Consider the following 24,434-nt stretch of genomic DNA (forward strand, 5'->3'; position numbering starts at 1 on the left):
CCGTTACGGCGCCACCACCATACAGGACTGGCCGGAACGGCTGCACGCGGCCTGTGCCTCGCCGCGACCGGCATAGCCGCCCGCCTGCAACCGGGTGACGCCGCCTGCCGTGACATAGAAGGGCTCCGCGCCGCCGAGACGCGCGCGAAGCTTCTGCCACAGGCTGCTGGCGTTTTCCTTGTCGCGGAAGGCACCGAGCTGGATACGCCATGCGCCGCCGCTCTTGCGGGCCGGGGTCGGTTTCGCCGGAGCCTTGGCGACGCTGCGCGGGGTGGTGGCGCGGGGGGCGGCGGCTTTCGGAACCTCGGGAACGCGATCCGGGGCCACCGCCGCCGCGCCCGGAACGGGGTAGCTCGCCCCCGGCGCGACGGGACGCGAAGGCGCGACGGGGACCGGCTGGACCGCCGGACGCGCGGCGGCGACGGGCGTGCCGGTCGCGCGAGGCGGTTCGCCACCCACCACCACCCGGGTCGGCCCACCGGGAGCCGGGGCGGGCGTCGCGGCCAGCCTTGCGCTATAGTCCTGCACCAGTTGCGTGCCCCGCTGCCGGTCGGCGGGGGTGATATACTGGTCCATCTGCGCCAGCGTCTCGGATGCGGACTGCAACCCGGCCTGCGACGCCAGCGTCATCAGCGCATAGGCGCGCGGATAGTCGCGGGTCACGCCGTCGCCGTTGAACAGCATCGTGCCCAGCACCAGTTCGGCACGCGGCTCGCCCCGCGCCACCGACTTTTCGAGCCAGGGCAGCGCTTCGGCCCGCTTGCCCGCCTGGAACAGCGCCAGGCCGTAATTGTCGGCCGCCGGGACATGCCCCTGCATCGCGGCCTTGCGGAACCAGCTTTCGGCCAGTGCGGGGTCGAGCGGCACGCCGCGCCCCAGCTTATAGGCCTGGGCCAGGTTGAATTGCGCATCGGCCTCGCCCGCGACGGCGGGGCCGCGCCATTCCTCGACCGCCTGGCGATAATCGCCGCGCGCCCAGGCATCGACGCCTGCCTTCACATCGGCCAGGGCGGGGGAGGCGGCAAGACAGACGACAATGGCGGTCATTCCTGCGCCGATGACCGGGAATTTGCGCATCATCCTTCGTCCTTCCCGCAAAGATGGTTTCCGCCATCCATGCCCCGGCCCCGGTCGCGGGTAAAGCGGTCGGGCGGATTTAACATTTCCTTAGACCGTTCAGGCTTAGCGTCCGTCCGAAATGGGCAGGATGGGGCAGGGGCATGCCATCCGCCGGGCATGACGGATGACCAGAATGACGACGATCCGCACTTTCATCACCTGTAGCGTCGGCGCGCTGATCGTCGGCGGTGCCCTGACCGGGTGTGCGGCGACCGGCTCGCGGACCGCGCGGCTGAGCGATCGGGCGGGGGACGCGCGGGCGAACGCGAAGCTGGCCGACCAGACCCGGCGCGTGCTCGCCCAGCATGACGGGGACGGCGCGGTGGCGCTGGCCGAACGGCTGGTCGCCGCCGAGCCGCATCGGGCGGCGTATCGCGCGCTGCTCGGGCAAAGCTATCTCCAGGCCGGGCGCTTCGCCTCCGCGCGACAGGCTTTTACCGATGCGCTGCAACTCGATCCGGCGGATGGCCGCTCGGTGCTGAACCTGTCGCTGGCGATGATCGCGGGCGGCCATGGCGAGGGCGCGCGGGCCTTGCTGGCGCGCCATGCGGCGATGATCCCGGCGGCGGACCTTGGGCTGGCCATGGCGCTGGCCGGGGCGCCGGCGGACGGGGTTCGCATCCTGACCGCCGCCGCGCGCGAACAGGGGGCGACCGTCAAGACGCGGCAGAATCTCGCTCTCTCGCTGGCGCTGTCGGGGCAATGGAACATGGCGCGCATGGCCGCCTCCGCCGACATGGCGCCCGCCGATGTCGAGGTGCGGATGCAGGAATGGGCCGCGTTCGCCGCCGCCACCAATCCGGGGGATCAGGTCGCCTCGCTGCTGGGCATCCGGCGTGCGTCCGATGGGGGGCAACCGCTGACCCTGGCGCTCAACGCCGCGCCCTCCGCCGCGGTGGTGCAGGACATGGTGCAGGCATTGCCGCAGCCGGTCGAGGCGCAGGCCGCCACCGCGCCGCAGGCTCCGGCTGACGCGCCGATCCTCTTCGCCGCCCGGCGCGAAGTGGTGCAGCCGCTGCCCATGACCGCCGAACCGTCATCGGCCCGCACCGCGCCCGGCATGATGCTGGCACAGGCCGAAGACGCCCCCGCCACCCCCGCAACGCGCGTCGCGCGCCTCGCCCCCGGCCTGGTCACCACGCCCGCGCTGCTGCGTCGTGCGGAGGAACGCCGCCAACTCGCCCGCCCCAAGGGCGACTGGAACGTCCAGATCGGCGCGTTCGGCAAGGAGGACGGCGCGCAAAAGGCATGGGCGCAACTGACCCGTCGCTTTACCGACCTGTCGGACTATATTCCCCAGAGCGGAACGGTGCGGGGACCCGGCGGCAATCTTTTTCGCCTGTCGGTCGGCGGCCTGGCGCGAGCGGAGGCCGACACGTTGTGCCAGCGTTACCGCGAGGCGGGCGGTGCCTGTTTCGTGCGGCGACAGGCCGACGACCGCATGGCGCATTGGGCGCGTCCCGGCATGGGGCTGGCCGCGCTATAAGGCTTAGACGGCCTCGCCCGCCGCGCGTCCGCTGGCCCAGGCCCATTGGAAATTATAGCCGCCCAGCCAGCCGGTCACGTCCACCGCCTCGCCGACGAAATGCAGGCCCGGAACTGCCTTGGCCTTCATATCGCGCGAGGAAAGCCCGGCGGTCGAAACGCCGCCGACCGTCACCTCGGCCTTGGCATAGCCTTCGCTGCCATTGGGGTGGAAGGGCCAGTCGGCCAGCCGGGCTTGCGCCGCCGCCAACATCTTGTCGGTCGCCGCGCCCAGTTCGGGCGGCAGGGCCAGCCGCTCGGCGAGCGTTTCGGCCAGTCGGTCGGGCAGATGCTGCCCTAGTGCGCGCCGGGGGGAGGTGCGGGGAGCGGCGCGCTTGGCGGCGATCAGCCAGTCCGCCGCGCAATCGGGCAGGAAGTCGATCCCGATCGGCTCGCCATGCCGCCAATAGGACGAGATTTGCAGGATGGCGGGGCCCGACAGCCCGCGATGGGTGAACAGCGCCGCCTCGCGGAACCGGGTCTTGGCGATCCGCGCGATCACCTCCGACGCGACACCGGAGAGCGAGCGGAACAACGTCTCCTCGCCGCCCAATGTCAGGGGGACGAGGGCGGGGCGGGGCTCGACCACCTTCAACCCGAACTGCCGGGCCAGGTCATAGGCAAAGCCGGTCGCACCCATCTTCGGAATGCTCGGTCCGCCGGTCGCGACGATCAGGCGGGGGGTGGTGAACGGCTTGCCGCCGCGCGTGACGCGGAACTGGCTTCCGTCATGCGTGACAGCGTCGATCGGCTGGCCCAGGGCGATATCCACCGCGCCGCCAGACCGGGCGGCCTTGTCGCATTCATCGAGAAGCATCGCCACGATCTGCCGCGCCGATCCGTCGCAGAAGAGTTGCCCCAGCGTCTTCTCATGCCAGGCGATGCCATGCGCCTCGACCAGCGCCAGGAAATCGGTGGGAGTGTAGCGGCCCAGTGCCGATTTGGCGAAATGCGGGTTGGCGGACAGGAAGCGATCGGGCGCGGTGCCGATATTGGTGAAGTTGCAGCGTCCGCCGCCCGAGATGAGGATCTTCTTCCCCGGCGCCTCGGCATGGTCGAGGACGAGCACGCGCCGCCCGCGCTGCCCGGCGGTCGCGGCGGCCATGAGCCCCGCCGCGCCCGCGCCCAGGATGATCGCGTCATAGGATTGCATGGGGGGGCTTTAGGGGGGATCGGGTTGGGGGGATAGGGGCGGGTTTCGTCTTGATCGTCCGTCTCGGTGAGACCCCTTTGCCCTCCCCCATCCCCTCCCGCCTGCGGGAGGGGCGTGCCTGTGGCGACGACGCGGACGGTTACGATGGCGCATGACCTGGCCGCGATACGCTCCCCTCCCGCCTGCGGGAGGGGATGGGGGAGGGCAGGCCACGGGCGGTGGTCTCGGTGAGACTTCTTTCCCTCCCCTCGCTCCCCTCCCGCCTGCGGGAGGGGAGGAAGAAGACCGTGTGCCCTACCGAACGTCCACGACCGCCACCGCGTCCGCTTTCCCGCCGAACGCCACCGTCTCGCCGGCCATCGCACCCATCAGCGCGCGGGCCAGCGGTGCGGCATAGCCGATCCGGTCGTGCGCCGGATCGGCTTCGTCATGGCCGACGATGGTCAGCGTGCGGGGCTGGCCGTTCAACCGGATCGTCACCACGCTGCCGATGCCGACCTCATCCTCGGCAGGCGCGGGCGCGGGTTCGGCGGTGGCGGCGCGGGTATGCCAGTAGCGGAGTTCGCGTTGCAGCCGCGTCCGCTCCTCTTCCTCCGACGCGGCGGCCAGCGCGGCCTCCACCTCGGCGACCTTGGCGCGCGTCAGTTCGGCTCCGCGCGGGGTGACCCAATTGGGGCCGGGCGGGATGGGCAGTTCGAACTTGGGTTCGAGATGCTCCTCATCGGATTCGCGGCGAAAGGCGACACTCATCGGGGATCAACGTTCATGGACATGGTGCGGGTCCATGACGGGCGGTGCGGTTCGCCGCAAGCACGGCTTGAGTTTTCCCCCAGTTGGTGTAAAGGGCCACGCTTTCACGGAACGCAAATATTCACCCGTGCCGCATGGGTGTATCCGCCAGCCGAGAGGGATGGGTCCCTTGGTTCGGCGGTACGCGCTCCTTTTTCTGTTGGAGTCCCCATGCCTTTTTCTGCCTTGCCGCCGGTCCTGTCGGCTGCTCTCTCCGCGCGTGGCTATAGCGCGCCCACCCCCGTCCAGGCCGCCGTCATCGAGGATGACGCGCAGGGCCGCGACCTGATCGTGTCCGCCCAGACCGGCTCGGGCAAGACCGTCGCCTTCGGCCTCGCCATGGCGAGCGAATTGCTCAGCGGCGGCGATCACCTGCCCCAGCCGGGTGCGCCCATGGCGCTGGTCATCGCACCGACCCGCGAACTGGCATTGCAGGTCAGCCGCGAACTGGAATGGCTCTATGCCGGTGCCCGTGCCCGCATCGCCACCTGCGTCGGCGGCATGGACGCCTCGCGCGAACGCCGCGCGCTCAGCCATGGCACGCACATCGTCGTCGGTACGCCGGGCCGTCTGCGCGACCATCTGGAGCGCGGCGCGCTCGACCTGTCGTCGCTGAAGTTCGTCGTGCTCGACGAGGCGGACGAGATGCTCGACATGGGTTTCCGCGAAGACCTGGAGCAGATTCTCGACGGCACGCCCTCCGAGCGTCGCACCTTGCTGTTCTCGGCGACCATGCCGCGCCCGATCGTGCAGCTTGCCAAGCGTTACCAGACCAACGCCAAGCGGATCGAGACGATCAGCGAGGACAAGGGCCATGCCGACATCGCCTATCAGGCGGTGACGGTCGCGCCTGCCGATATCGAGGCGGCGGTGGTCAACCTGCTGCGCCTGCACGAAGCCGAAGTGGCGATCCTGTTCTGTGCCACCCGCGACAATGTCCGTCACCTCCACGCCAGCCTGGTCGAGCGCGGCTTTTCGGCGGTGGCGCTGTCGGGCGAGCATTCGCAGAATGAGCGGAACCATGCGCTCCAGGCGCTGCGGGACGGCCGCGCGCGCGTCTGCGTCGCGACCGACGTGGCGGCGCGCGGTATCGATCTGCCCGGCCTGACGCTGGTCATCCATGTCGAAATCCCGCGCGATGCCGAGGCGCTCCAGCACCGCTCGGGCCGTACCGGCCGCGCGGGCCGCAAGGGCACCGCGATCCTGATCGTGCCATACCCGCGCCGTCGCCGTGTCGAGGGGATGCTGCGTGGCGCGCGGATCGATGCCGAGTGGCGTCGCGCGCCGACGCTGGAGGAAATCCGCGAGCAGGACCGCGAGCGCCTGCTCGCCGCGCTGCTCGCCCCGGTCGAGGTGGACGAGGGCGATCGCGAACTGGCGACCCGTTTGCTCGCCGAAAAATCCCCCGAGGATATCGCGGCGGCGTTGGTCCGTTCGCACCGCGCCGCGCTGCCCCAGGCCGAGGAACTGGTCGAGGGCGATGCTCCGGCCCCGCGTGAGCGTCGCGAAGGCTTTGACGACACCGCCTGGTTCCGCATGAGCGTGGGCCGCAGCCAGAATGCCGATCCGCGCTGGCTGTTGCCGCTGATCTGTCGTCGCGGTCACATCACCCGCAACGAGATCGGCGCGATCCGCATCCAGCCGAACGAGACGCTGTTCGAAATCCCCTCTGCGCTGGCGTCGCGCTTCGCGGCCGCGCTGAAGCGGACCGAGGCGGATCATGCCGAGGACGATATCGCGATCGAGCAGGCCGACGGCCCGCCCGCCGGTGGTTCGGGTCATGGTGGTCCGCGTCGTGGTCCGGGCGGTGGCAATCGTCCGATGGGCGGTCGCCCGGCGGGCGGCCCCGGCGGCCAGCGCCGCTATTCGCCGCGCCCCACCCAGGGCGGCCCGCGCGGTCCGCGTCGCGGCTAACCCTTAATTCCTCCCCAAGCGCAGCTTGGGGAGGGGGACCGCCGGGCGTCAGCCCGGTGGTGGAGGGGCGGGGGCCTATCGCTGGCGTTGCCCGCCCCTCCACCACGCCCTGGCGGGCGCGGTCCCCCTCCCCATCAATAGATGGGGAGGATTTTTAGTGGATCTCTCGCCCGGCCTTCCACAGCCGCAGCGCGCGGCCTTGGACGGGGAAGCCGTCGAACGGCGTATTCCCCGCCGAGGCGAAGGCGTCACCGGACACCATCCACGGCTTTTCGGCATCGAACAGCATCAGGTCGGCGGGCTTGCCCGACTCCAGCGTACCGGTGTCGAGGCCCAGCACCTTCGCAGGATTGCTCGCCAGCAGCGTGAACAGCCGGGGCAGGGTGATCCGCTCGTCGCGCACCAGCATCAGCGCGAGCGGCAGCAGCGTCTCCGCCCCCGCCATGCCCGCTTCGGCATCGACGAAGGGCAGGCGCTTGGCTTCCGGTCCATGCGGATCATGGCCCGATCCGATCACATCGACCGTCCCGTCCGCGATGGCGGCCAGCGCCGCCTGCCGGTCGCTCTCGTCACGCAAGGGCGGGGAGAGGCGGGCGAAGGTGCGGAAATCGGTGATCGCGATGTCGGACAGGTGGAGATGCGCGGGCGTGATCCCGCACGTCACCTTCACGCCGCGCCGCTTGGCCGCGCGGATCAGGTCGAAGCCCGCCGCCGTCGTCACCTGCCGGATATGCAGCGTCGCGCCGGTCTCCTCCGCCAGCATCAGGTCGCGGGCGATGGCGAGCGACTCGGCGATGGCGGGGGCCGATGGCAGGCCCAGGCGGCTGGCCGTCTCGCCCTCGGTCGCGACCGCATCGGCGGCAAGGCCACCATCCTCGGCATGGGAAATGACGGTCAGGCCCAGATCGCCCGCATAGGCCAGGACGCGGTGCATCACGCCTGAGTCGGCGATCCAGCCGCGCCCGGTGCCGACCGCCTTGGCTCCCGCCGAGACGCACACCGCCATTTCGGCGAGGTCCGTGCCTGCCAGTGATCGGGTCGCCGCCGCGATGGGGTGAATCCACAGGTCCGGCCGCCCGATCAGCGCGGCGCGCTGCACCACGCCCGGATCGTCCAGCACCGGCGACTGGTCGGGCATCAGGCCGATGCGCACGATCCCGCCCGCGCGACAGGCGGCCCGGTCGACCTGGAACACGCCCAGATCGACGATGCCGGGGGCCAGCATCTTGCCGCCGCAGTCGATGACCGTCGCGCCCTCAGGGGCTTCGCCGGTGCCGGTGATGACGCCGTCCTCGACCAGCAAGGTCTGGCCCGTGATCTCGCCACCGACCGGGCAGATCAGCGTGGCACCCGTAAAGGCGGTGATGCTCATGCCCAACCCTCCAGCTTGCGGGCTCTGCGGGTCAATACGTCCAGACACGCCATACGCACCGCGACGCCCATCGCGACCTGCTCGGTGATCGCCGATTGCGGGCCGTCGGCCACGTCCGAGTCGATCTCGACCCCCCGGTTCATCGGGCCGGGATGCATGACCAGTGCGCCGGGCTTGGCGCGCTTCAACCGTTCGGCGGTAAGTCCATAGCGCATCCGATATTCGCGCGTGGAGGGGATATAGCCGCCCGCCATCCGCTCATTCTGGACGCGCAGCATCATGACCACATCGGCATCCTCGATGGCTTCGTCGAAATCGGTGAAGGGGGTGACGAACATCCGCTCGATCCCCTTGGGCATCAGCGTCGAGGGCGCGCAGACCCGCACCTCTGCGGCCAGCGCGGTGAGGGCGAGAATGTCCGACCGCGCGACCCTGCTGTGCAGGATGTCGCCGCAGATGACGACCTTCTGCCCCGCGACGCTGCCCCGGCGGCGGCGGATGGTCAGCATGTCGAGCAGCGCCTGCGTCGGATGCTCGTGCCGCCCGTCGCCCGCGTTCAGGACCGGGCAGTCGACCTTGTCGGCGATCAGGCGGACCGCGCCGCTCGCCATGTGGCGGATCACGATCACATCGGCGCGCATCGCGTTCAGCGTCATCGCCGTGTCGATCAGCGTCTCGCCTTTCTTCACGCTCGACTGCGCCGCGTGCATGTTGACCACGTCGGCACCAAGGCGCTTGCCCGCGATCTCGAAGGACAACAGCGTCCGGGTCGAGTTCTCGAAAAAGGCGTTGATCTGGGTCAGGCCCGCCAGCCGCGTGTCGGGCGTGTCGGTCGCGCCGCGATCGAGCCAATGTTCCGCCTCGTCGAGCAGGAACATGATCTCATGCGGTTGAAGGCCGTCGATACCGGTCAGATGCCGGTGCGGGAAAACGGCGCCACCCTGAATGAGCGTGCCGGGGCGATGATCCGAGGTCTGCATTAAAGCCGCCGGGTAGCGAGCGGAAGGAGAGTCGGCAACCCAATTCCTCCCCAAGCTTGCTTGGGGAGGGGGACCGCCGGGCGATAGCCCGGTGGTGGAGGGGCGAGGGGCTTGGCGAGCGTTGTCTGCCCCTCCACCGTCGCTGGCGCGACGGTCCCCCTCCCCATCGGAGATGGGGAGGAATGGGAGGTCAGGCCATCACCAGCGCGTCGATGGCGGCTTGCAGGATGTGCGCGGCGGCGAGGTTGTCGATGCGTTCGGCGCGTTTGGCGCGGCTCATATCCTGTTCGATCATCGTGCGCTCGACCGCGACCGTGGACCAGCGCTCGTCCCAGAGCAGGATCGGCCCTAAGTCCGCACAGTTGCGCGCGAAGGCCCTGGTCGATTGCGAGCGCGGGCTCTCGCTGCCGTCGAGGTTCAGGGGCAGGCCGATGACCAGCCCCTTCACCCCCTGTTGCGCGATCATCGCGATCAGTTGTTCCTTGTCGTGCGTAAACTTGGTCCGGCGGATCAGCGTGGCGGGGCTGGCGAAGCTCCACCCGGCATCGCACAAGGCGGTGCCCACGGTCTTGGTCCCGACGTCCAGCCCGATCAGCCGCCCGCCGGAGGGGAGGGCGGTGCGGAATTCGCTACGGTCGGTGGTGATCAGGCTCATCGAAAGGCTTTCAAACGGCGTTCCGCATCGGCGCGGACATTCGCCCAGAACAGGCTATAGTCATAGACGTGGTAATTGTTGCCGGGCAGCACATAGGGCCCGACATTGGGTCCTTCGCCGATGGTCAGGATACCGCGACCTTCGCATTTGGCGGGGACCTTGCCCGCGACGATCGCGGCCGTCTTGAGATCGGCGGAGGGGAAGAGCGTGCCCAGATTGGCGGTCACGGGGGCCTCGCCGTCCGGCATGCCGGTCAGCGGGTTGGTGCACAGCATCGCGCTGTCCTTACGGGGCGCGCCGGTATAGCCGTTGGTCTTGTCGAACACGTCGAGGATCAGCGACGGGTCGGCGGGCTCGCCGAAGCTCTGCCAACTGAGGATGCAGCCGGTCTGGTCCGCGCGCTCGCAGGCGGGGAGCCCCATGGCGGGCAGGTCGGCGGTCATCGAGATCGGCCAGCCGACGACATAGGCCGCGACGATCCGCCGCTTGAGGCCGGCGTCCTTGGCCACCCGGTCGGTCAGCAGCCGCGACAGGTGCAGCGCGCCCTGGCTGTGCCCGGCCAGGATCAGCGGGCGTTTGGGATCGACCTGCGCCAGAAAGGCGGTGAAGGCCGCATCCACGTCGCGATACGCCAGGTCGAGCGCGCGCTCGGCGTCCGCCACGCTGGTCAGGAACGCGCCGAACGTCGCCTGGCGATAGCGCGGCGCCCAGATGTCGCCCGCCCCGTTGAACGCGCTCGCCTGGCCGCGCAGGAACAGTTCGGCGCGGGCATTGGTGTCGGGATCGTCGATCGGCGCGTTCCAATGCGCCTTGTTGATGTAGGAGGTCGGGTGGATGAAGAAGACCGCCGCCCCCTGGCCGGGCTGGCCGGGCGTATAGCTGGTCGGGGTCCACAGCGCGGGATTGCCGGGCAGGTCGGGCCGCGCCAGCCACATCACGCGCCGCTTGTACAGCTCGGCCGGGGGCGCGGCCTGTTCGCGGAACGACTCGGACGGCACCGTCGACCAGCGGAGCAACTGGTTGCCGAACAGCCGATAGGCAAAGGCCGCCGCGATCGTCAGCACGATGAGCGCCGCCACGACATAAAGGAATTTGCGCGCCAAATCATCACTCCGTTGTGCGGTGCAGCAAAATGGAGAAGCCCGCAATTGCTATCCATGATGCTCCACTTGCCCCCATTGCAATCGCCCGGACGGCAAAAGCGTTGCGCGAAGCCGCGCGGCGATGCTAGCCGCAAATCCATGTCCGTAGATACCGCAACCGTGAAGAAGATCGCGAGCCTGGCCCGCATCGCGATCACCGAGGAGGACGCGACGCGCCTCGCCCCCGAACTCGGCAACATCCTGGGCTGGATCGAGCAACTGGGCGAGGTCGACACCCAAGGGGTCGAGCCGATGACCGCGGTGATCCCGAACCAGCTTCGCCTGCGCGACGACGTCGTCAATGACGGCGGCATCCGCGACCTCCTCATGCAGAATGCGCCGCAGGCCGAACATGGCTTCTTCACGGTGCCCAAGGTGATCGAATAATGACCGACCTGACAACGCTCGGCATCGCCGCCATCCGCGACGGCGTGCGCGACGGCCAGTTCAAGGCGCGCGAAGTCGCCGAGGCCTTCAATGCCAAGGTCGCGGGCGCGCGGGCGCTCAACGCTTTCCTGGTCGAGACGCCCGAGCACGCGCTCGCCGCCGCCGACGCGGCGGACGCGGCGCGTGCGGCGGGTGAAACCCTCAAGCCGCTGGCGGGCGTGCCGATCGGCATGAAGGACCTGTTCGCGACCAAGGGCGTTGCGACCACCGCCGCCAGCAAGATTCTGGAAGGCTTCGTGCCGCCCTACGAATCGACGGTTTCGCAGAATCTGTGGAACGCCGGTGCGGGGATGCTCGGCAAGCTGAACCTCGACCAGTTCGCCATGGGCTCGTCCAACGAGACGAGCGCGTTCGGCAATGTCATCTCGCCCTGGCGGCGTCCGAACGACACGGCGGCGCTCGCCCCCGGCGGGTCGTCGGGCGGTTCCTCGACGGCGGTGTCGGCGGGGCTGGCTCCCGGCGCGACCGGCACAGACACGGGCGGCTCGATCCGCCAGCCCGCCGCCTTTACCGGCATTTCGGGCATCAAGCCGACCTATGGCCGCTGCTCGCGCTGGGGCACGATCGCCTTCGCCTCCTCGCTCGACCAGGCGGGGCCGATGGCGCGCGACGTGCGCGACTGCGCGATCATGCTGGAGGCGATGGCGGGCTTCGACGCCAAGGACGCGACCTCGCTCAAGCTCGACGTGCCGAACTGGGAAGCCGCGCTGTCGGCGGACCTGAAGGGCAAGCGCGTCGGTGTGCCCAAGGAATATCGCGTCGACGGCATGCCCGCCGAGATCGAGTCGCTGTGGCAGCAGGGCATCGACTGGCTGCGCGATGCGGGGGCGGAGATCGTCGAGGTTTCGCTTCCCCACACCAAATACGCGCTTCCGGCCTATTACATCATCGCGCCCGCCGAGGCGTCGTCCAACCTCGCCCGCTATGACGGCGTGCGCTACGGCCTGCGCGACCTGCCCGAAGGGGCGGGGTTGCAGGACATGTACGCCGCGACCCGCGCCGCCGGGTTCGGCGACGAGGTGAAGCGCCGCATCCTGATCGGCACCTATGTCCTGTCGGCGGGCTTTTACGACGCCTATTACACCCAGGCGCAGAAGGTCCGCACGCTGATCGCCCGCGATTTCGAGCGGGCGTTCGGTGAGTGTGACGTGCTCCTCACCCCGACCGCGCCCTCGGCGGCGTTCGCGCTGGGCGAGAAGCAGGCCGATCCGCTGGCCATGTACCTCAACGACGTGTTCACGGTCCCCGCCTCGCTGGCCGGGTTGCCCGCCATGTCGGTGCCGGGCGGGCTGGACAAGGACGGGTTGCCGCTCGGCCTCCAGATCATCGGCAAGCCGCTGGACGAGCAGGGCGTTCTCAACGCCGGGCTCGCCATCGAGCATCGCGCGGGCTTCACCGCCCGTCCGCAGGCCTGGTGGTAAGCGACCGCGTCTTTGCAACCCGCAACATCGCCGTGTTGCGGGAGGCGCAGGGTGCCCTGAACGTCGCGTTCGGGGCGATCCTCAGCGCCTATGTCGGCGTGTCCCTGAGCAATATCGACAATCACCCCTTCGACCATCACATGCTGGCGCGGTTCTTCCTGGGCGTGGCGGGCTTCATCCTGTGCCTGTGCGTGGGCAACAGCGTGATCCTGCGCGGTGAGTTTCGGCTCGGCATCGCCTTTCTGATGCTGGGCGCGGGGGCGGCCTATATCGGGCTGATGGAGGCGCGGCATCTCGGCTTCGAAACCGCGATCCTGCGCATCCTGTCGACTTGCTGGATCGTCGCGCTGCTGGGCAGCAACGCCGTTCTGACGGCGATCAACTATCTTCATCATCGAGATCGAACATGAGCGAATATCGCATCCAGGGCGCGACGGGGGAATGGGAGGTCGTGATCGGCCTGGAAGTCCACGCCCAGGTCACCACCAACGCCAAGCTGTTCTCCGGCGCGGCGACCGCGTTCGGTGCGGAGCCCAACACGCAGGTGTCGCTGGTCGATGCCGCGATGCCCGGCATGCTGCCCGTACCCAACATGGAATGTATCCGCCAGGCGGTGCGAACCGGCATGGCGATCGACGCGCAGATCAACACATGGTCGCGCTTCGACCGGAAGAATTATTTCTACGCCGATCTGCCGCAGGGCTATCAGATCAGCCAGCTCTACCACCCGCTGGTGGGTGAGGGCGCGATCGAGATCAGCCTGGACGAGAAGGACCCCGACGGCCCCACCAAGTCGATCGGCGTCGAGCGTATCCATGTCGAGCAGGATGCGGGCAAGCTGATGCACGATCAGCATCCGACGCGCTCCTATGTCGATCTCAACCGCTCGGGCGTGGCGCTGATGGAGATCGTCAGCCGCCCCGACATGCGTTCGCCCGCCGAAGCCGGGGCTTATCTGCGCAAGCTGCGCGCGATCCTGCGCTATGTCGGGTCGTGCGACGGCAATATGGAAGAAGGCTCGATGCGCGCCGACGTGAACGTGTCGGTGCGCAAGCCCGGCGCCGAGTTCGGCACGCGGACCGAGACGAAGAACGTCAACTCGGTCCGCTTCGTGATGGCCGCGATCGAATATGAGGCCAAGCGCCAGGTCGCGGTGCTGGAGGATGGCGGCAAGATCGTCCAGGAAACGCGCCTCTTCAACGTCGAGAGCGGCACCACGCGGTCGATGCGGTCGAAGGAGGATGCGCATGATTACCGCTACTTCCCCGATCCCGACCTGTTGCCGCTGGAACTGACCGACGCCTTTCTCGAGGAATGCCGCGCCAGCCTGCCCGAACTGCCCGATGCCAAGCGGCGGCGGTACGAAGCGCTGGGCCTGACACCCTATAATGCGGGCGTCCTGACCGCCGAGGTCGAGACGGCGCGCTGGTTCGACGGTCTGCTGGAGGCGCTTGAGGGCACCAGCGCCAAGCCCGCACAGGCGGCCAATTGGGTGGCGGCGGAACTGTTCGGCGCGCTGAACCGGCTGGGCAAGGACATCACCGAGAGCCCGGTGTCGCCCGCGCAGGCGGCCGAACTGCTGGCGCTGGTCGCGGACGGCACGTTGTCGGGGAGCCTGTCGAAGCAGGTGTTCGAGATCATGCTGGAAACCGGCGACGGTCCGAACAAGATCGTCGAGGAGCGCGGGCTCAAGCAGACCAGCGATACGGCTGCGATCGAGGCGGTGATCGCCGAGGTTCTGGAGAAGAACCCCAACCAGCTCGGCCAGTATCGCGGCGGCAAGGAAGCGTTGTTCGGCTTCTTCGTCGGTCAGACGATGAAGGCGATGGGCGGCAAGGCCAATCCGGCGGTGGTCAACGACCTGTTGAAGAAGGCATTGGCGGGCTGATCCAGCGCCACTCCCCCTTCCGCAGGCGAGTTTCAGGTCGGTCCTGCCCCCGGCATGACCTAAATAATGCGGGGCATCGTCTACCAGAAACTGGGGTCGGGGGGACGGCAGGGTGTCTCGCAGAGGGCGTGGTCTGTGGCGTTCCCTCCCCCATCCCCTCCCGCCTGCGGGAGGGGCGTGCTTGGGACGAGCGATTGACGCCTTGGTGAGCTTTTGCCTGGGGCTACGAGCGGCCTGCGGTAATCTTCACGCCTCACCCCATGCATCTCCCCTCCCGCAGGCGGGAGGGGATGGGGGAGGGCAACGGTGTCTCACCGAGCCCAACCCGTGATCAAACCCTATTGCGCATCCAGATCCTGGTTGCGCACCACGCCGCCGGTCCCGCCGACGCCGTCATGCTCACCGGTATCGGTAAACGTCACCGGCTCTTCGCCGCCCTCGCCACGCTTTACCGCGTCGGAGCGCGCCTCCACCGCCTGTTCGATATCGCTGCGCTCGTCCTCGCGCGGCGGGCTGTCCGGATTGGTTTCCGGTGCCTCGACCGGCGGGCTGTCGGGATGGTTTTCGGGATTGGTCGCCATGATGGCTCCTCTCAAATCTGAAGCGGCTGCTGCGTGCCGGGGTCGCCCGGGCCCACGCCGGGGGCGGGCTGGTCGATGTCGGGGCCGGGCGGCACGATTTCGGGCGGGGGCGTATCGGGCTGCGCGGGCTGGGTCGGCTGCGGGCTTTCGGGCGGGGGCTGGGTCGCCATTCTCGCTCTCCAAATCATGCTGGGGAGGGGATAAACGCATGGGCGCGAGCGATGTTGCCTGTTGTCCCTTGCCGAAGCCGCCCATGGTGATATAGACGCGCGCCCATCGGCGGTGTCCTCGTGCGGGCGTGGCGGAACTGGTAGACGCGCTGGATTTAGGTTCCAGTATCGTAAGATGTGGGGGTTCGAGTCCCTTCGCCCGCACCAGTCCCCGGTCAGGAACGGGGCGACAGCCACACGGAATTTCTCCAGATTGAAGGCCTTTAGATGCAGACTGTCGAGACGCTGAACGAGGGGCTGAAGCGCGCCTACACGCTCACCATCACCGCCCAGGATATCGAGGGCAAGGTCGATGCCGAACTGAAGCGCATCGCGCCGCAGATGAAGATGCCCGGCTTCCGCCCCGGCAAGGTGCCCGCGAACCTGGTTCGCAAGATGCACGGCCCGGCGCTCCTTCAGGACGCGCTGAACACCGCGCTGCAGGAAGGCGTGCAGTCGCTGATCGCCGAGAAGAATCTGCGCCCCGCGATGCAGCCCCAGGTCGAGCTGGTCGGCGACTATGAAGCAGGCAAGGACGCGACGCTGAACGTCACGCTCGAGGTTCTGCCGACCGTCCCGACGCCTGCGATCGACGCGCTGAAGCTCGACCGCCTGACCGTGCCGGTCGCCGACGAGGCGGTGGACGAGCAGCTCCAGAAGTTCGCCGACCAGCAGAAGCGTTGGGACGATGCGGGCGACAAGGCCGCCGCCGAAGGCGATCAGGTCACTGTCGACTTCGTCGGCAAGACCGCCGACGGCGTCGCGTTCGAGGGCGGCTCGGGCGAGGACATGGCGGTCGAGATCGGCGGCGGTCGCCTGATCCCCGGTTTTGAGGACCAGCTGGTCGGTGTGAAGGCCGGTGAAGAGAAGCAGATCTCGGTCACCTTCCCCGAGGACTATCCCGCCAAGGATCTGGCCGGTCAGCCCGCGACCTTCGACCTGACGATCAAGTCGGTGAAGACCGCTGGCGAAGCCAAGATCGACGACGAGATGGCGAAGAATCTGGGCCTCGAGAGCCTGGAGCAGCTGCGCGGTCTGCTGAAGGGGCAGATCGAGCAGGAGCATAACGGCCTGACCCGCACCTATATGAAGCGCAAGCTGCTCGACCAGTTGGCCGATGGTCACGACTTCGAAGTGCCGCCGTCGATGGTCGAGGCCGAGTTCTCGCAGATCTGGGCGCAGCTCGAGCATGAAGCGACCCATGAGGAAGACCCCGAGGCCGCCATGGCCGAGATGGAGAAGGAGCGCGACGATTATAAGAAGATCGCCGAGCGCCGCGTCCGTCTGGGCCTGCTCCTCTCGGAAATCGGTCAGGCGAACGGCGTCGAAGTGACCGCGCAGGAAATGAACCGCCTGATCGCGCAGGCCGCGCAGCAGTACGGCCCGGAAGATCGCCAGCGCTTCATCCAATATGTCCAGCAGGAGCCGATGGCCGCCGCGCAGCTTCGCGCGCCGCTCTATGAGGACAAGGTCGTCGACTTCCTGTTCGGCAAGGCCGAGATCACGGACCGCGAGACGACCCGTGAGGAGCTGGAAGCCGCGATCGAGAGCGAGGACGGCTTCGCGACCGGCACGCACGTCCACAATCATGATCACGACCACGATCATGACCACGGCGCGAAGAAGCCCGCCAAGGCGAAGGCCAAGAAGGCCGACGTGACCGAGGAAGCGGCTTCGGACGCCGCCGCCGAGGACGCGCCGAAGAAGGCGACCCGCGCCAAGAAGGCGGCTCCGGCTGAAGCGGAAGCGCCTGTCGAAGCGACCGAGGAAGCCGCTCCGGCCAAGAAGCCGCGCGCCAAGAAGGCTGCCGCTCCGGCGGAAGGCGAAGCCGAGACGGCCGAAGCCCCCGCGAAGAAGCCGCGCGCGAAGAAGGCCGCTCCGACCGAATAAGGCCGGTGCCGGACTTTGGTTCGTGACGAACAGGGAAGGGCGGTCGCGCGAGCGGTCGCCCTTCCTTCGTTAATGCACATCATCCCCGATACGGGAAGGGGGACCGCCGCGAAGCGGGGGTGGAGGGGGTGTGCGGCAAGGGGGCTCCCGTGGGGCGCTCCCCCTCCACCATCCTGCGGATGGTCCCCCTCCCCGTGCCGGGGAGGATAGGGCTGTCCCGCCCGGCCATGGTGGCGCATAGGGAATTTGGGTTGTGACGGGGGGCCGGATCGCCCGCCTTTGGACGAGGATAGGTTGTGAACGAACCCCGGATCGCGGTGCTGTTGCCCTGCTATAATGAAGAGGCCGCGATCGCGCAGACCATTGCGGGGTTCCGCGCCGCGCTGCCCTCCGCCACCATCTATGTCTATGACAATAACAGCCGCGATCGCACGGTAGACGTGGCGCGGACGGCAGGCGCCATCGTCCGGTCGGAGCGCATCCAGGGCAAGGGCGCGGTGGTCCGCCGCATGTTCGCCGATATCGATGCCGATATCTATGTGATGGCGGATGGCGACGCGACCTATGACGCCGCCTCCGCGCCCGATCTGGTGCGGCGGGTGATCGAGGAGCAACTCGACATGGTGGTCGGCCAGCGGATCAGCGAGGCCGAACTCGCCTATCGCCGTGGTCACCGCTTCGGCAATGCCATGCTGACGGGGATGCTCGCCAAGCTGTTCGGGCGCAGCTTCACCGATATCCTGTCGGGTTACCGCGTCTTTTCGCGCCGCTTCGTCAAGAGTTTCCCGGTCCTGTCGGTCGGCTTCGAGATCGAGACCGAGATCAGCGTCCATGCGCTGGAACTCAAAATGCCCTGTGCGGAGATCGCCACCCCCTATTATGCGCGGCCGGAGGGCTCGGCGTCGAAGCTGTCCACCTATTCGGATGGATGGCGTATCCTGCGCACCATCCTGAAACTCTATCGGATCGAGCGGCCGATGTGGTTCTTCGGAGCGATCGCCGTGCTGTTCGCCGCGCTGGCGGTGCTGCTGGCGGTCCCGCTGATCCTGACCTATCTCGACACGCACCAGGTGCCGCGCTTCCCGACCGCGATCCTGTCGACCGGGCTCATGCTGCTGGCGGGGCTCAATCTTTTCACGGGCCTGATCCTCGATACCGTGGTGCGGGGACGGCAGGAGGTACGGCGGCTGGCCTATCTTGCGCTCCCCGCGCCGGGCAACGGCCGCTGACCGGATTTTCGCGGCGGAAAGCCATATTCGCTGCACGGCACCATCCTGGGGTGTCACCGGGGCTTGAATATGCGCGGCCATCACGCGACATAGGGGCTCTTCTGGGCATAAGAGAGATTTCCATGCACAATCCGTTCGAGACCGGCGATTTCGCGAGCCCGCTGGCACATGCTGGCGTCGGGCTGCGGCAGACGCAGGCCGGGCTGGTTCCGATCGTCATCGAACAGTCGAACCGCGGCGAACGGTCGTTCGATATCTTCAGCCGCCTGCTTCGCGAGCGCATCATCTTCGTCACCGGCGGTGTCGAGGACGGCATGGCCTCGCTGATCTGCGCGCAGTTGCTGTTCCTCGAGTCGGAAAATCCGAAGAAGGACATCTATATGTACATCAACTCGCCGGGCGGTGTCGTTACGGCGGGCATGGCGATCCATGACACGATGCAGTATATCCGTCCGCGCGTCGGCACGCTGTGCATCGGCCAGGCCGCCTCGATGGGCAGCTTCCTGCTCGCCGCCGGTGAGCCGGGGATGCGCGTGGCGACGACGAACAGCCGCATCATGATCCACCAGCCTTCGGGCGGGGCGCAGGGAATGGCGGCGGATATCGAAATCCAGGCGCGCGAAATCCTGCGGATGCGGCATTTCCTGAACACGCTGTACGCCAAGTACACCGGCAAGCCGCTCGAGGAGATCGAGCGCGCGATGGACCGCGACAAGTTCATGAGCTCCGAGGAAGCCAAGGAGTTCGGCCTGATCGACCAGGTGTTCGACAAGCGTCCGACCCCGGCCGACGACGCATCGGCCGCCGCATAAGACGGGTCGTTCAGCATGAACGGTTTATTTCGATTGTGACTTTATAGGGGTGCGGTACGATGCGCACCCCGGCAACGGTAGCGCACTATTATCGGGTGCGAGAGGTGATTGATGGACAAGGTGAGCGGTGGCAACTCGAAAAGCACCCTCTATTGCTCGTTCTGCGGCAAGTCGCAGCACGAGGTACGCAAGCTGATCGCGGGGCCGACCGTCTTCATTTGCGACGAGTGCGTGGAGCTGTGCAACGACATCATCCGTGAGGAGACCAAGTCCGCTTTGGTGTCCAAGAAGGATGGTGGCGTGCCGACGCCGCAGGAAATCTGCAACGTGCTCGACGACTATGTCATCGGGCAGAAGCAGGCCAAGCGTGTCCTGTCGGTCGCGGTGCACAACCACTATAAGCGCCTGAACCACGGCGCGAAGGGTGCCGATGTCGAACTCGCCAAGTCGAACATCCTGCTCGTCGGCCCGACCGGCTGCGGCAAGACGCTGCTCGCGCAGACGCTGGCGCGCATCCTCGACGTGCCCTTCACCATGGCGGACGCGACGACGCTGACCGAAGCGGGTTATGTCGGCGAGGATGTCGAGAACATCATTCTCAAGCTGCTCCAGGCGTCGGATTACAATGTCGAGCGGGCGCAGCGCGGCATCGTCTATATCGACGAGATCGACAAGATCAGCCGCAAGGCCGAGAATCCCTCGATCACCCGCGACGTGTCGGGCGAGGGCGTCCAGCAGGCGCTGCTCAAGCTGATGGAAGGCACGACCGCCAGCGTTCCTCCGCAGGGGGGGCGCAAGCATCCGCAGCAGGAATTCCTACAGGTCGACACGACGAATATCCTGTTCATCTGCGGCGGCGCGTTCGCGGGGCTGGAGAAGATCATCGGTGACCGTTTGCAGGGCAAGTCGATCGGCTTCGGCGCCTATGTCGCGGCGCCCGAGGAGAAGCGGACCGGCGAATATCTGCGCCAGACCGAACCGGAGGATCTGCTGAAGTTCGGCCTGATCCCCGAATTCGTCGGCCGTCTGCCGGTCATCGCCACGCTGGAAGACCTCGACATCTCGGCCCTGGTCAAAATCCTGTCCGAGCCGAAGAACGCGCTGGTGAAGCAGTATCAGAAGCTGTTCGAGATGGAGAATGTCGAACTCGACTTCACCGACGACGCGCTGACCACCGTCGCCAAGAAGGCGATCGAGCGCAAGACCGGCGCGCGCGGGCTTCGCTCGATTCTGGAGGCGATCCTGCTCGACACCATGTTCGACCTGCCCGGCATGGACGGAGTGGACGAGGTGATGGTCGACAAGGATGTGGTCGAAGGCCGCAAGGAACCGATCCGCGTCTATGCCGAAAAGGCGAAGAAGAAGGATGACGCGGCGGCCTGATCGCCTTCGTGATCCGGTATCCGCAAGACGGGCGTTCCCCATGGGGAGCGCCCGTTTTTCGTGGAAGTGCTTTTCGGGTGAAAGGATGGGCGCATGGTGACGATCCGCGATGCGGTGAACGACGACCGGGCGGCGGTCGCGGCGATGCTGGGCCGTGCTTTCGCCGATGATCCGGCCATGTCCTATATCTTCCCCGATCCGGTCGAGCGGGCACGGCGCTTGCCGCGCCTGTTCGCGCTGCTGTTCGACGGCGATGGGGTGGGGATGCGGTTGATCGGCGGGGCGGCGGAGGCAGGCACTTTCTGGCGTCCGCCCGGACAGGCCGAGGTGCCGATGACCGTGATGCTTCGACAGTCGCTCCCGATGCTCGCCGCCTTGGGCATGGCGTTGCCGCGGGCGTTGCGGCTTGCCCATGCGATCGAGGCGCATTTCCCGAGCGAGCCCTTTTGGTATCTCCACATCGCCGGGGTCGATCCGGCGCGTCAGGGGCAGGGGCTGGGGGGCGCATCGATCCGCGCTGGGCTCGCCCGGTGCGATGCGTCGGGATTTCCGGTCTATCTGGAGACGGCGACCCAGAGCAATGTCGGGCTGTACGCGCGATTGGGTTTCGAACTGATCGGCGGGTGGTCGGTGCCCAAGGGCGGGCCGCGCTTCTGGTCGATGATCCGCCCGGTAGGTCGGCAAGGATGAAGGGAGCGGCGATGTTGCCGAACCGCAACGAATTTCGATCGGCGAGGGAGCCAATGGCGTGTCTGACGCATTGGCATAGCGGGAGCGTCACCGCCCCCATTTCACGACAAGGGAGGCCCGATCAGCAATGAGCGAACCCGACGCCATCGTCACCCCCGGACAAAAGCGCGCCCTGCTCCAGCGTCTTTTGATGCCCTGGTGGACCCTGGTGTTTCCCGTACTGGGGCTGCTTGCCATCGCGATATCGCTCTACAAGATGGGCACCGTCGGGGTCGTCGTCGCCGCCATCATCCTGTTCGGATGCGTGCTGTCGGCGGTCCATCAGGCCGAGGTCGTCGCTCACCGTGTGGGCGAACCCTTCGGCACGCTGGTCCTCGCGGTCGCGGTGACGGTGATCGAGGTGTCGCTGATCGTCAGCCTGATGCTGTCGGATGCGGGCGACGCCTCCAGCCTGGCGCGGGATACGGTGTTCGCGGCGATCATGATCATCCTCAACGGGATCGTCGGCCTTTGCCTGCTGGCGGGTGGGGTGCATCATGGCGAGCAGCGCTTCTCGCTGCGGGGCGCGAGCGCGTCGCTCAATGTGCTGACCGCGATGGTGGTGCTGTCGCTGGTGCTGCCCAATTACGTCTCGTCCGCGCCGGGGCCGACCTATGCCATGTCGCAACTGATCTTCGTCGCGATCGTCAGCATCATCCTCTACGGCACCTTCGTCATGGTGCAGACGGTGCGCCACCGCGAATATTTCCTGCCCGCCGATGAGGATCTGCCCGCCGATGCCCATGCGGAGCCGCCGACCAATGCGGCGGCCTGGACCGCGTTGGGGATGTTGCTCGTTGCGCTGGTGGGGGTGGTGCTGCTTGCCAAGGGATTGTCGGGGATCGTCGAGGCGGCGATCCTGAACGCCGGGTTGCCGCTCGCCATCGTCGGCGTGGTGATCGCGGCGCTCGTCCTCGCGCCGGAAAGCCTGGCGGCCTATCGCGCGGCGAAGCGGAACCGGTTGCAGACCAGCCTCAACCTAGCATTGGGATCGGCGCTGGCGACGATCGGGTTGACCATTCCGGCGGTAGCCATCGTGTCGCTGACTTTGGGCCTGCCGCTGGCGCTGGGGATCGGCGCGAAGCAGATGATCCTGCTGGTCCTGTCGCTGTTCACGATCACACTGACCCTGGGCAATGGGCGGACAACCGTGCTGGGCGGCGCGGTGCATCTGGTGATCTTCGCGGCGTATCTGTTCGTGACGGTGGTGCCGTGATTCCTTCGCCCCGTTCAGCCTGAGCGCAGTCGAAGGCCACGCTGCGGCGGTGGCCATCGGGCGCTTTGGCAAAGGAACGTCCTTGGCCTTCGACTTCGCTCAGGCTGAACGGGGCGGGGGCGATATCCCAGCCTCCGTTCGCGCTGAGCGAAGTCGAAGCGCACGGGATGCCCGCGCCTCAGTTTGCCTTCTTCTTCGCCGCCTGTTCCGCCTTCCAGGCCTGGACCTGCTCGATCGCGACCGAGCGCTTCAGGATCTTCGACCAGGGATCGATGACGACATGCGCGCCCTCGGGCACCGTCAGCGTGCCGGTGCCGTTCGACATCGGCAGCGTCTCGATCCGGTCACCGACCATCACCTCGACCGGCAGGGGGAACGGCCCGCCGCCCGGCACCTTCCAGGTCAGGGTCAACCGGTCGCCCGCCCGCGTCTCCACGATCTCGGGCAGCGCCGCCTGGCGGAGATAGACGTCGAAGAACCAGCCATAGTCCTTGCCCGTGACCTGCCGGACGAACCCTTCATATTCCCTGGTCGACCCATAGCGTGGGCTGAAATTCCCAGGCTTGGGATCGGTGCGGCCATAGACGGCGAGGCGGGTGACGTCCCAGAACGCCTTGTCCCCGATCAGGTTGTGCAAGGTGTGGAGCATCCACGACCCCTTCATATAGATGTCCAGTCCCGGCCCGCCCTTGGCCGGTTCATAGACATCCTGCTCGGTCATGCTGCGATCATGGACGATGGGGGACTTGTTCGCGATCTGCCCGCGCTGTGCATCCATCATCACCGCATAGCGCGCCTCGCCCTCGCGCCAGCGACCGTAAGAGGGCTGCATATAGCTGCCATAGCCCTCGTGCAGCCAGAAATCGTCCCAGTCGGCATTGGTCAACTGGTTGCCGAACCATTCATGGCTGAACTCATGCTGGAACAGCCAGTCGAAGCCCTCGGGCGCCTTGGCATAGTCATTGCCATAGGCGTTGATCGTCTGGTGCTCCATGCCCTTGTGCGGGGTTTCGACCACGCCCAGCTTCTCGTCGCCGAAGGGGAAGGGGCCGATGGTCGACTCGAAGAAATCCAGCGTCGGCGCGAATTCGGCGAACAGCGCCTCGGCCTTCGCCTTCTCGCCCGGCAGATACCAGTAGAACATCGGGATCGTGTTGCCGAAGCGGCTCTTATACGATCCCTCGACCACGTCATAAGGCCCGACATTCAGCGCGATGGCATAGGTGTTGGGATGCCTGGTCCGCCAGTTCCAGCGCGTCCGCCCATCGGGCAGCGTATCGACGCCCAGCAGCACGCCGTTGGACGGGGCCTTCAACCCCTTGGGCACGGTGATGTGCAGCGTCACCACGCCCGGCTCGCCCATCGGATAGTCGAGGCAGGGCCAGAACAGGTCGCAGCCATAGCCCTGTGTCGTGGTGGCGAACCAGGGGCGACCATCGGGTGTCCTGGCCCAGACGACGCCCGTGTCCCAGGGCGCACGGACCGCGACATGGGGCGTGCCGCCATAGGTGATCTTGGCACTCACCCTTTGCCCCGCGCGAAGCGGGCGGAGCAGGGTGATGACCAACTTTCCTTCGGGGTTGCTCCACTGGGCGGGCTTCAGCGCCTTGCCGTCGATCAGTATCGCCTTGACCGGCAGATTCTTGTCGAGATCGATCACCAGTCGCGCGAGCGGAGCCTTGGCGGTGAAACCCAGCACCGCGACGCCGTTCAACTCCTGCGTATCGGGCAGCACCTCGAACGACAGGTCGGCGCGGTCGAAGCGCATGGCGAGTTGTTCGGGCGGGCGCACGCCGCCCGACACCATCGTCTGCGCGGTCAGCGGCGGTTCGCCCTTGCCGGGTAAGGCCTTGCCATTTTGGGCGTTCGCCGGCGCGAGGGCGCAAAGTGCGGTGGCGGCAAGCAGGGCGGCGGCGACATTCCGTATACGATTCATCGCCAATGTGTCGCGCAACGGCTCGGGCTTGGCAAGCGCTCGGGT

General features: G+C 67.4%; 22 protein-coding genes and 1 tRNA gene. 13 read left to right on the forward strand and 10 right to left on the reverse strand.

Annotated elements, in window-relative coordinates; translation table 11 throughout:
* Positions 1 to 3: 3 nt before the first annotated feature.
* The gene (locus tag QE379_RS07750) at positions 4 to 1,080 is read right to left on the reverse strand and encodes an SPOR domain-containing protein (protein WP_306999430.1); all 1,077 of its coding nucleotides are present in this window, start codon (positions 1,078 to 1,080) and stop codon (positions 4 to 6) included.
* A 172-nt stretch (positions 1,081 to 1,252) separates the two neighbouring features.
* Here QE379_RS07750 and QE379_RS07755 point away from each other — a divergent pair, with 172 nt between their 5' ends.
* Positions 1,253 to 2,605 (forward strand): SPOR domain-containing protein, encoded by a 1,353-nt coding sequence (locus tag QE379_RS07755; protein ID WP_306999433.1) that lies wholly within the window; start codon positions 1,253 to 1,255, stop codon positions 2,603 to 2,605.
* A gap of 3 nt (positions 2,606 to 2,608) precedes the next feature.
* Here QE379_RS07755 and QE379_RS07760 read toward each other — a convergent pair whose 3' ends face one another.
* A complete protein-coding gene (locus tag QE379_RS07760) occupies positions 2,609 to 3,796 on the reverse strand; it encodes an NAD(P)/FAD-dependent oxidoreductase (RefSeq protein WP_306999435.1) in 1,188 nt (395 codons plus the stop codon).
* 294 nt (positions 3,797 to 4,090) lie between these two features.
* The gene (locus QE379_RS07765) at positions 4,091 to 4,546 is read right to left on the reverse strand and encodes a GreA/GreB family elongation factor (protein WP_306999437.1); all 456 of its coding nucleotides are present in this window, start codon (positions 4,544 to 4,546) and stop codon (positions 4,091 to 4,093) included.
* Positions 4,547 to 4,756: 210 nt separating this feature from the next.
* On the opposite strand from QE379_RS07765, the gene QE379_RS07770 reads away from it, so the two are divergent.
* On the forward strand, positions 4,757 to 6,499 hold the full coding sequence (locus QE379_RS07770; RefSeq protein WP_306999439.1) for a DEAD/DEAH box helicase: 1,743 nt from the start codon (positions 4,757 to 4,759) through the stop codon (positions 6,497 to 6,499).
* A gap of 154 nt (positions 6,500 to 6,653) precedes the next feature.
* Here the strand turns inward: QE379_RS07770 and QE379_RS07775 are convergent, their stop codons facing one another.
* From QE379_RS07775 to QE379_RS07790, 4 genes are all read right to left on the reverse strand, one after another.
* Positions 6,654 to 7,871 (reverse strand): dihydroorotase family protein, encoded by a 1,218-nt coding sequence (locus QE379_RS07775; protein ID WP_306999441.1) that lies wholly within the window; start codon positions 7,869 to 7,871, stop codon positions 6,654 to 6,656.
* The gene (locus tag QE379_RS07780) at positions 7,868 to 8,851 is read right to left on the reverse strand and encodes an aspartate carbamoyltransferase catalytic subunit (RefSeq protein WP_306999444.1); all 984 of its coding nucleotides are present in this window, start codon (positions 8,849 to 8,851) and stop codon (positions 7,868 to 7,870) included. The genes QE379_RS07775 and QE379_RS07780 overlap by 4 nt, the downstream gene beginning before the upstream one ends.
* Positions 8,852 to 9,041: 190 nt before the next feature.
* Entirely contained in the window at positions 9,042 to 9,506 is a 465-nt protein-coding gene (gene ruvX / locus QE379_RS07785) for a Holliday junction resolvase RuvX (RefSeq protein ID WP_306999446.1), read from the reverse strand.
* The gene (locus QE379_RS07790) at positions 9,503 to 10,609 is read right to left on the reverse strand and encodes a DUF3089 domain-containing protein (protein WP_306999448.1); all 1,107 of its coding nucleotides are present in this window, start codon (positions 10,607 to 10,609) and stop codon (positions 9,503 to 9,505) included. The genes ruvX and QE379_RS07790 overlap by 4 nt, the downstream gene beginning before the upstream one ends.
* A gap of 138 nt (positions 10,610 to 10,747) precedes the next feature.
* Between QE379_RS07790 and gatC the strand changes: the two genes are divergently transcribed.
* The 4 genes from gatC to gatB are packed head-to-tail and all read left to right on the forward strand — an operon-like array spanning position 10,748 to position 14,404.
* Positions 10,748 to 11,035, forward strand: a complete 288-nt coding sequence (gene gatC, locus QE379_RS07795) for an Asp-tRNA(Asn)/Glu-tRNA(Gln) amidotransferase subunit GatC (protein ID WP_037568622.1) — start codon at positions 10,748 to 10,750, stop codon at positions 11,033 to 11,035.
* A complete protein-coding gene (gatA, locus tag QE379_RS07800) occupies positions 11,035 to 12,516 on the forward strand; it encodes an Asp-tRNA(Asn)/Glu-tRNA(Gln) amidotransferase subunit GatA (RefSeq protein WP_306999450.1) in 1,482 nt (493 codons plus the stop codon). The genes gatC and gatA overlap by 1 nt, the downstream gene beginning before the upstream one ends.
* Complete coding sequence (locus QE379_RS07805) at positions 12,510 to 12,926, forward strand: hypothetical protein (RefSeq protein ID WP_306999452.1); 417 nt, start codon at positions 12,510 to 12,512, stop codon at positions 12,924 to 12,926. Before gatA ends, QE379_RS07805 begins: the two co-directional genes overlap by 7 nt.
* Positions 12,923 to 14,404: an Asp-tRNA(Asn)/Glu-tRNA(Gln) amidotransferase subunit GatB gene (gatB, locus tag QE379_RS07810; RefSeq protein ID WP_306999454.1), complete on the forward strand. Its 1,482-nt coding sequence runs from the start codon at positions 12,923 to 12,925 to the stop codon at positions 14,402 to 14,404. The genes QE379_RS07805 and gatB overlap by 4 nt, the downstream gene beginning before the upstream one ends.
* A gap of 338 nt (positions 14,405 to 14,742) precedes the next feature.
* On the opposite strand, the gene QE379_RS07815 is transcribed toward gatB, so the two are convergent.
* Together QE379_RS07815 and QE379_RS07820 are read right to left on the reverse strand one after the other, a co-directional pair.
* Positions 14,743 to 14,985 carry a hypothetical protein gene (locus QE379_RS07815; RefSeq protein WP_306999456.1) on the reverse strand — a complete coding sequence of 81 codons (243 nt, stop codon included), beginning with the start codon at positions 14,983 to 14,985 and terminating at the stop codon, positions 14,743 to 14,745.
* Between the two features lie 11 nt (positions 14,986 to 14,996).
* Positions 14,997 to 15,155 carry a hypothetical protein gene (locus tag QE379_RS07820; protein ID WP_230483265.1) on the reverse strand — a complete coding sequence of 53 codons (159 nt, stop codon included), beginning with the start codon at positions 15,153 to 15,155 and terminating at the stop codon, positions 14,997 to 14,999.
* Between the two features lie 122 nt (positions 15,156 to 15,277).
* Between QE379_RS07820 and QE379_RS07825 the strand changes: the two genes are divergently transcribed.
* From QE379_RS07825 to QE379_RS07855, 7 genes are all read left to right on the forward strand, one after another.
* Positions 15,278 to 15,362 (forward strand) — tRNA-Leu (locus QE379_RS07825).
* Positions 15,363 to 15,422: 60 nt separating this feature from the next.
* Complete coding sequence (gene tig, locus QE379_RS07830; RefSeq protein ID WP_306999459.1) at positions 15,423 to 17,084, forward strand: trigger factor; 1,662 nt, start codon at positions 15,423 to 15,425, stop codon at positions 17,082 to 17,084.
* Positions 17,085 to 17,380: 296 nt separating this feature from the next.
* Positions 17,381 to 18,313, forward strand: a complete 933-nt coding sequence (locus QE379_RS07835; protein WP_306999461.1) for a glycosyltransferase family 2 protein — start codon at positions 17,381 to 17,383, stop codon at positions 18,311 to 18,313.
* A 122-nt stretch (positions 18,314 to 18,435) separates the two neighbouring features.
* On the forward strand, positions 18,436 to 19,125 hold the full coding sequence (gene clpP, locus QE379_RS07840) for an ATP-dependent Clp endopeptidase proteolytic subunit ClpP (RefSeq protein WP_306999463.1): 690 nt from the start codon (positions 18,436 to 18,438) through the stop codon (positions 19,123 to 19,125).
* Between the two features lie 111 nt (positions 19,126 to 19,236).
* Entirely contained in the window at positions 19,237 to 20,508 is a 1,272-nt protein-coding gene (gene clpX / locus QE379_RS07845; protein WP_306999465.1) for an ATP-dependent Clp protease ATP-binding subunit ClpX, read from the forward strand.
* Between the two features lie 93 nt (positions 20,509 to 20,601).
* Positions 20,602 to 21,198 carry a GNAT family N-acetyltransferase gene (locus tag QE379_RS07850; protein ID WP_306999467.1) on the forward strand — a complete coding sequence of 199 codons (597 nt, stop codon included), beginning with the start codon at positions 20,602 to 20,604 and terminating at the stop codon, positions 21,196 to 21,198.
* 127 nt (positions 21,199 to 21,325) lie between these two features.
* Positions 21,326 to 22,453: a calcium:proton antiporter gene (locus QE379_RS07855; RefSeq protein WP_306999468.1), complete on the forward strand. Its 1,128-nt coding sequence runs from the start codon at positions 21,326 to 21,328 to the stop codon at positions 22,451 to 22,453.
* Positions 22,454 to 22,631: 178 nt separating this feature from the next.
* On the opposite strand, the gene QE379_RS07860 is transcribed toward QE379_RS07855, so the two are convergent.
* Positions 22,632 to 24,389, reverse strand: coding sequence for a M1 family metallopeptidase (locus QE379_RS07860; RefSeq protein ID WP_306999470.1), 1,758 nt, complete (start codon positions 24,387 to 24,389; stop codon positions 22,632 to 22,634).
* Positions 24,390 to 24,434 lie beyond the last annotated feature (45 nt).

The organism is Sphingomonas sp. SORGH_AS_0879 (genome assembly GCF_030819175.1).
GTDB lineage: Bacteria > Pseudomonadota > Alphaproteobacteria > Sphingomonadales > Sphingomonadaceae > Sphingomonas.

Bases quoted from the DNA above. Each gene is read 5' to 3' on its own strand.
- QE379_RS07820 (WP_230483265.1), bottom strand. From the start codon at position 15,155: ATGGCGACCCAGCCCCCGCCCGAAAGCCCGCAGCCGACCCAGCCCGCG.
- clpP (WP_306999463.1), top strand. From the start codon at position 18,436: ATGCACAATCCGTTCGAGACCGGCGATTTCGCGAGCCCGCTGGCACAT.
- QE379_RS07750 (WP_306999430.1), bottom strand. From the start codon at position 1,080: ATGATGCGCAAATTCCCGGTCATCGGCGCAGGAATGACCGCCATTGTC.
- gatB (WP_306999454.1), top strand. From the start codon at position 12,923: ATGAGCGAATATCGCATCCAGGGCGCGACGGGGGAATGGGAGGTCGTG.
- QE379_RS07780 (WP_306999444.1), bottom strand. From the start codon at position 8,851: ATGCAGACCTCGGATCATCGCCCCGGCACGCTCATTCAGGGTGGCGCC.
- QE379_RS07770 (WP_306999439.1), top strand. From the start codon at position 4,757: ATGCCTTTTTCTGCCTTGCCGCCGGTCCTGTCGGCTGCTCTCTCCGCG.
- tig (WP_306999459.1), top strand. From the start codon at position 15,423: ATGCAGACTGTCGAGACGCTGAACGAGGGGCTGAAGCGCGCCTACACG.
- QE379_RS07850 (WP_306999467.1), top strand. From the start codon at position 20,602: ATGGTGACGATCCGCGATGCGGTGAACGACGACCGGGCGGCGGTCGCG.
- gatC (WP_037568622.1), top strand. From the start codon at position 10,748: ATGTCCGTAGATACCGCAACCGTGAAGAAGATCGCGAGCCTGGCCCGC.
- QE379_RS07775 (WP_306999441.1), bottom strand. From the start codon at position 7,871: ATGAGCATCACCGCCTTTACGGGTGCCACGCTGATCTGCCCGGTCGGT.
- QE379_RS07755 (WP_306999433.1), top strand. From the start codon at position 1,253: ATGACGACGATCCGCACTTTCATCACCTGTAGCGTCGGCGCGCTGATC.
- ruvX (WP_306999446.1), bottom strand. From the start codon at position 9,506: ATGAGCCTGATCACCACCGACCGTAGCGAATTCCGCACCGCCCTCCCC.
- QE379_RS07860 (WP_306999470.1), bottom strand. From the start codon at position 24,389: ATGAATCGTATACGGAATGTCGCCGCCGCCCTGCTTGCCGCCACCGCA.
- clpX (WP_306999465.1), top strand. From the start codon at position 19,237: ATGGACAAGGTGAGCGGTGGCAACTCGAAAAGCACCCTCTATTGCTCG.
- QE379_RS07760 (WP_306999435.1), bottom strand. From the start codon at position 3,796: ATGCAATCCTATGACGCGATCATCCTGGGCGCGGGCGCGGCGGGGCTC.
- QE379_RS07815 (WP_306999456.1), bottom strand. From the start codon at position 14,985: ATGGCGACCAATCCCGAAAACCATCCCGACAGCCCGCCGGTCGAGGCA.
- gatA (WP_306999450.1), top strand. From the start codon at position 11,035: ATGACCGACCTGACAACGCTCGGCATCGCCGCCATCCGCGACGGCGTG.
- QE379_RS07855 (WP_306999468.1), top strand. From the start codon at position 21,326: ATGAGCGAACCCGACGCCATCGTCACCCCCGGACAAAAGCGCGCCCTG.
- QE379_RS07765 (WP_306999437.1), bottom strand. From the start codon at position 4,546: ATGAGTGTCGCCTTTCGCCGCGAATCCGATGAGGAGCATCTCGAACCC.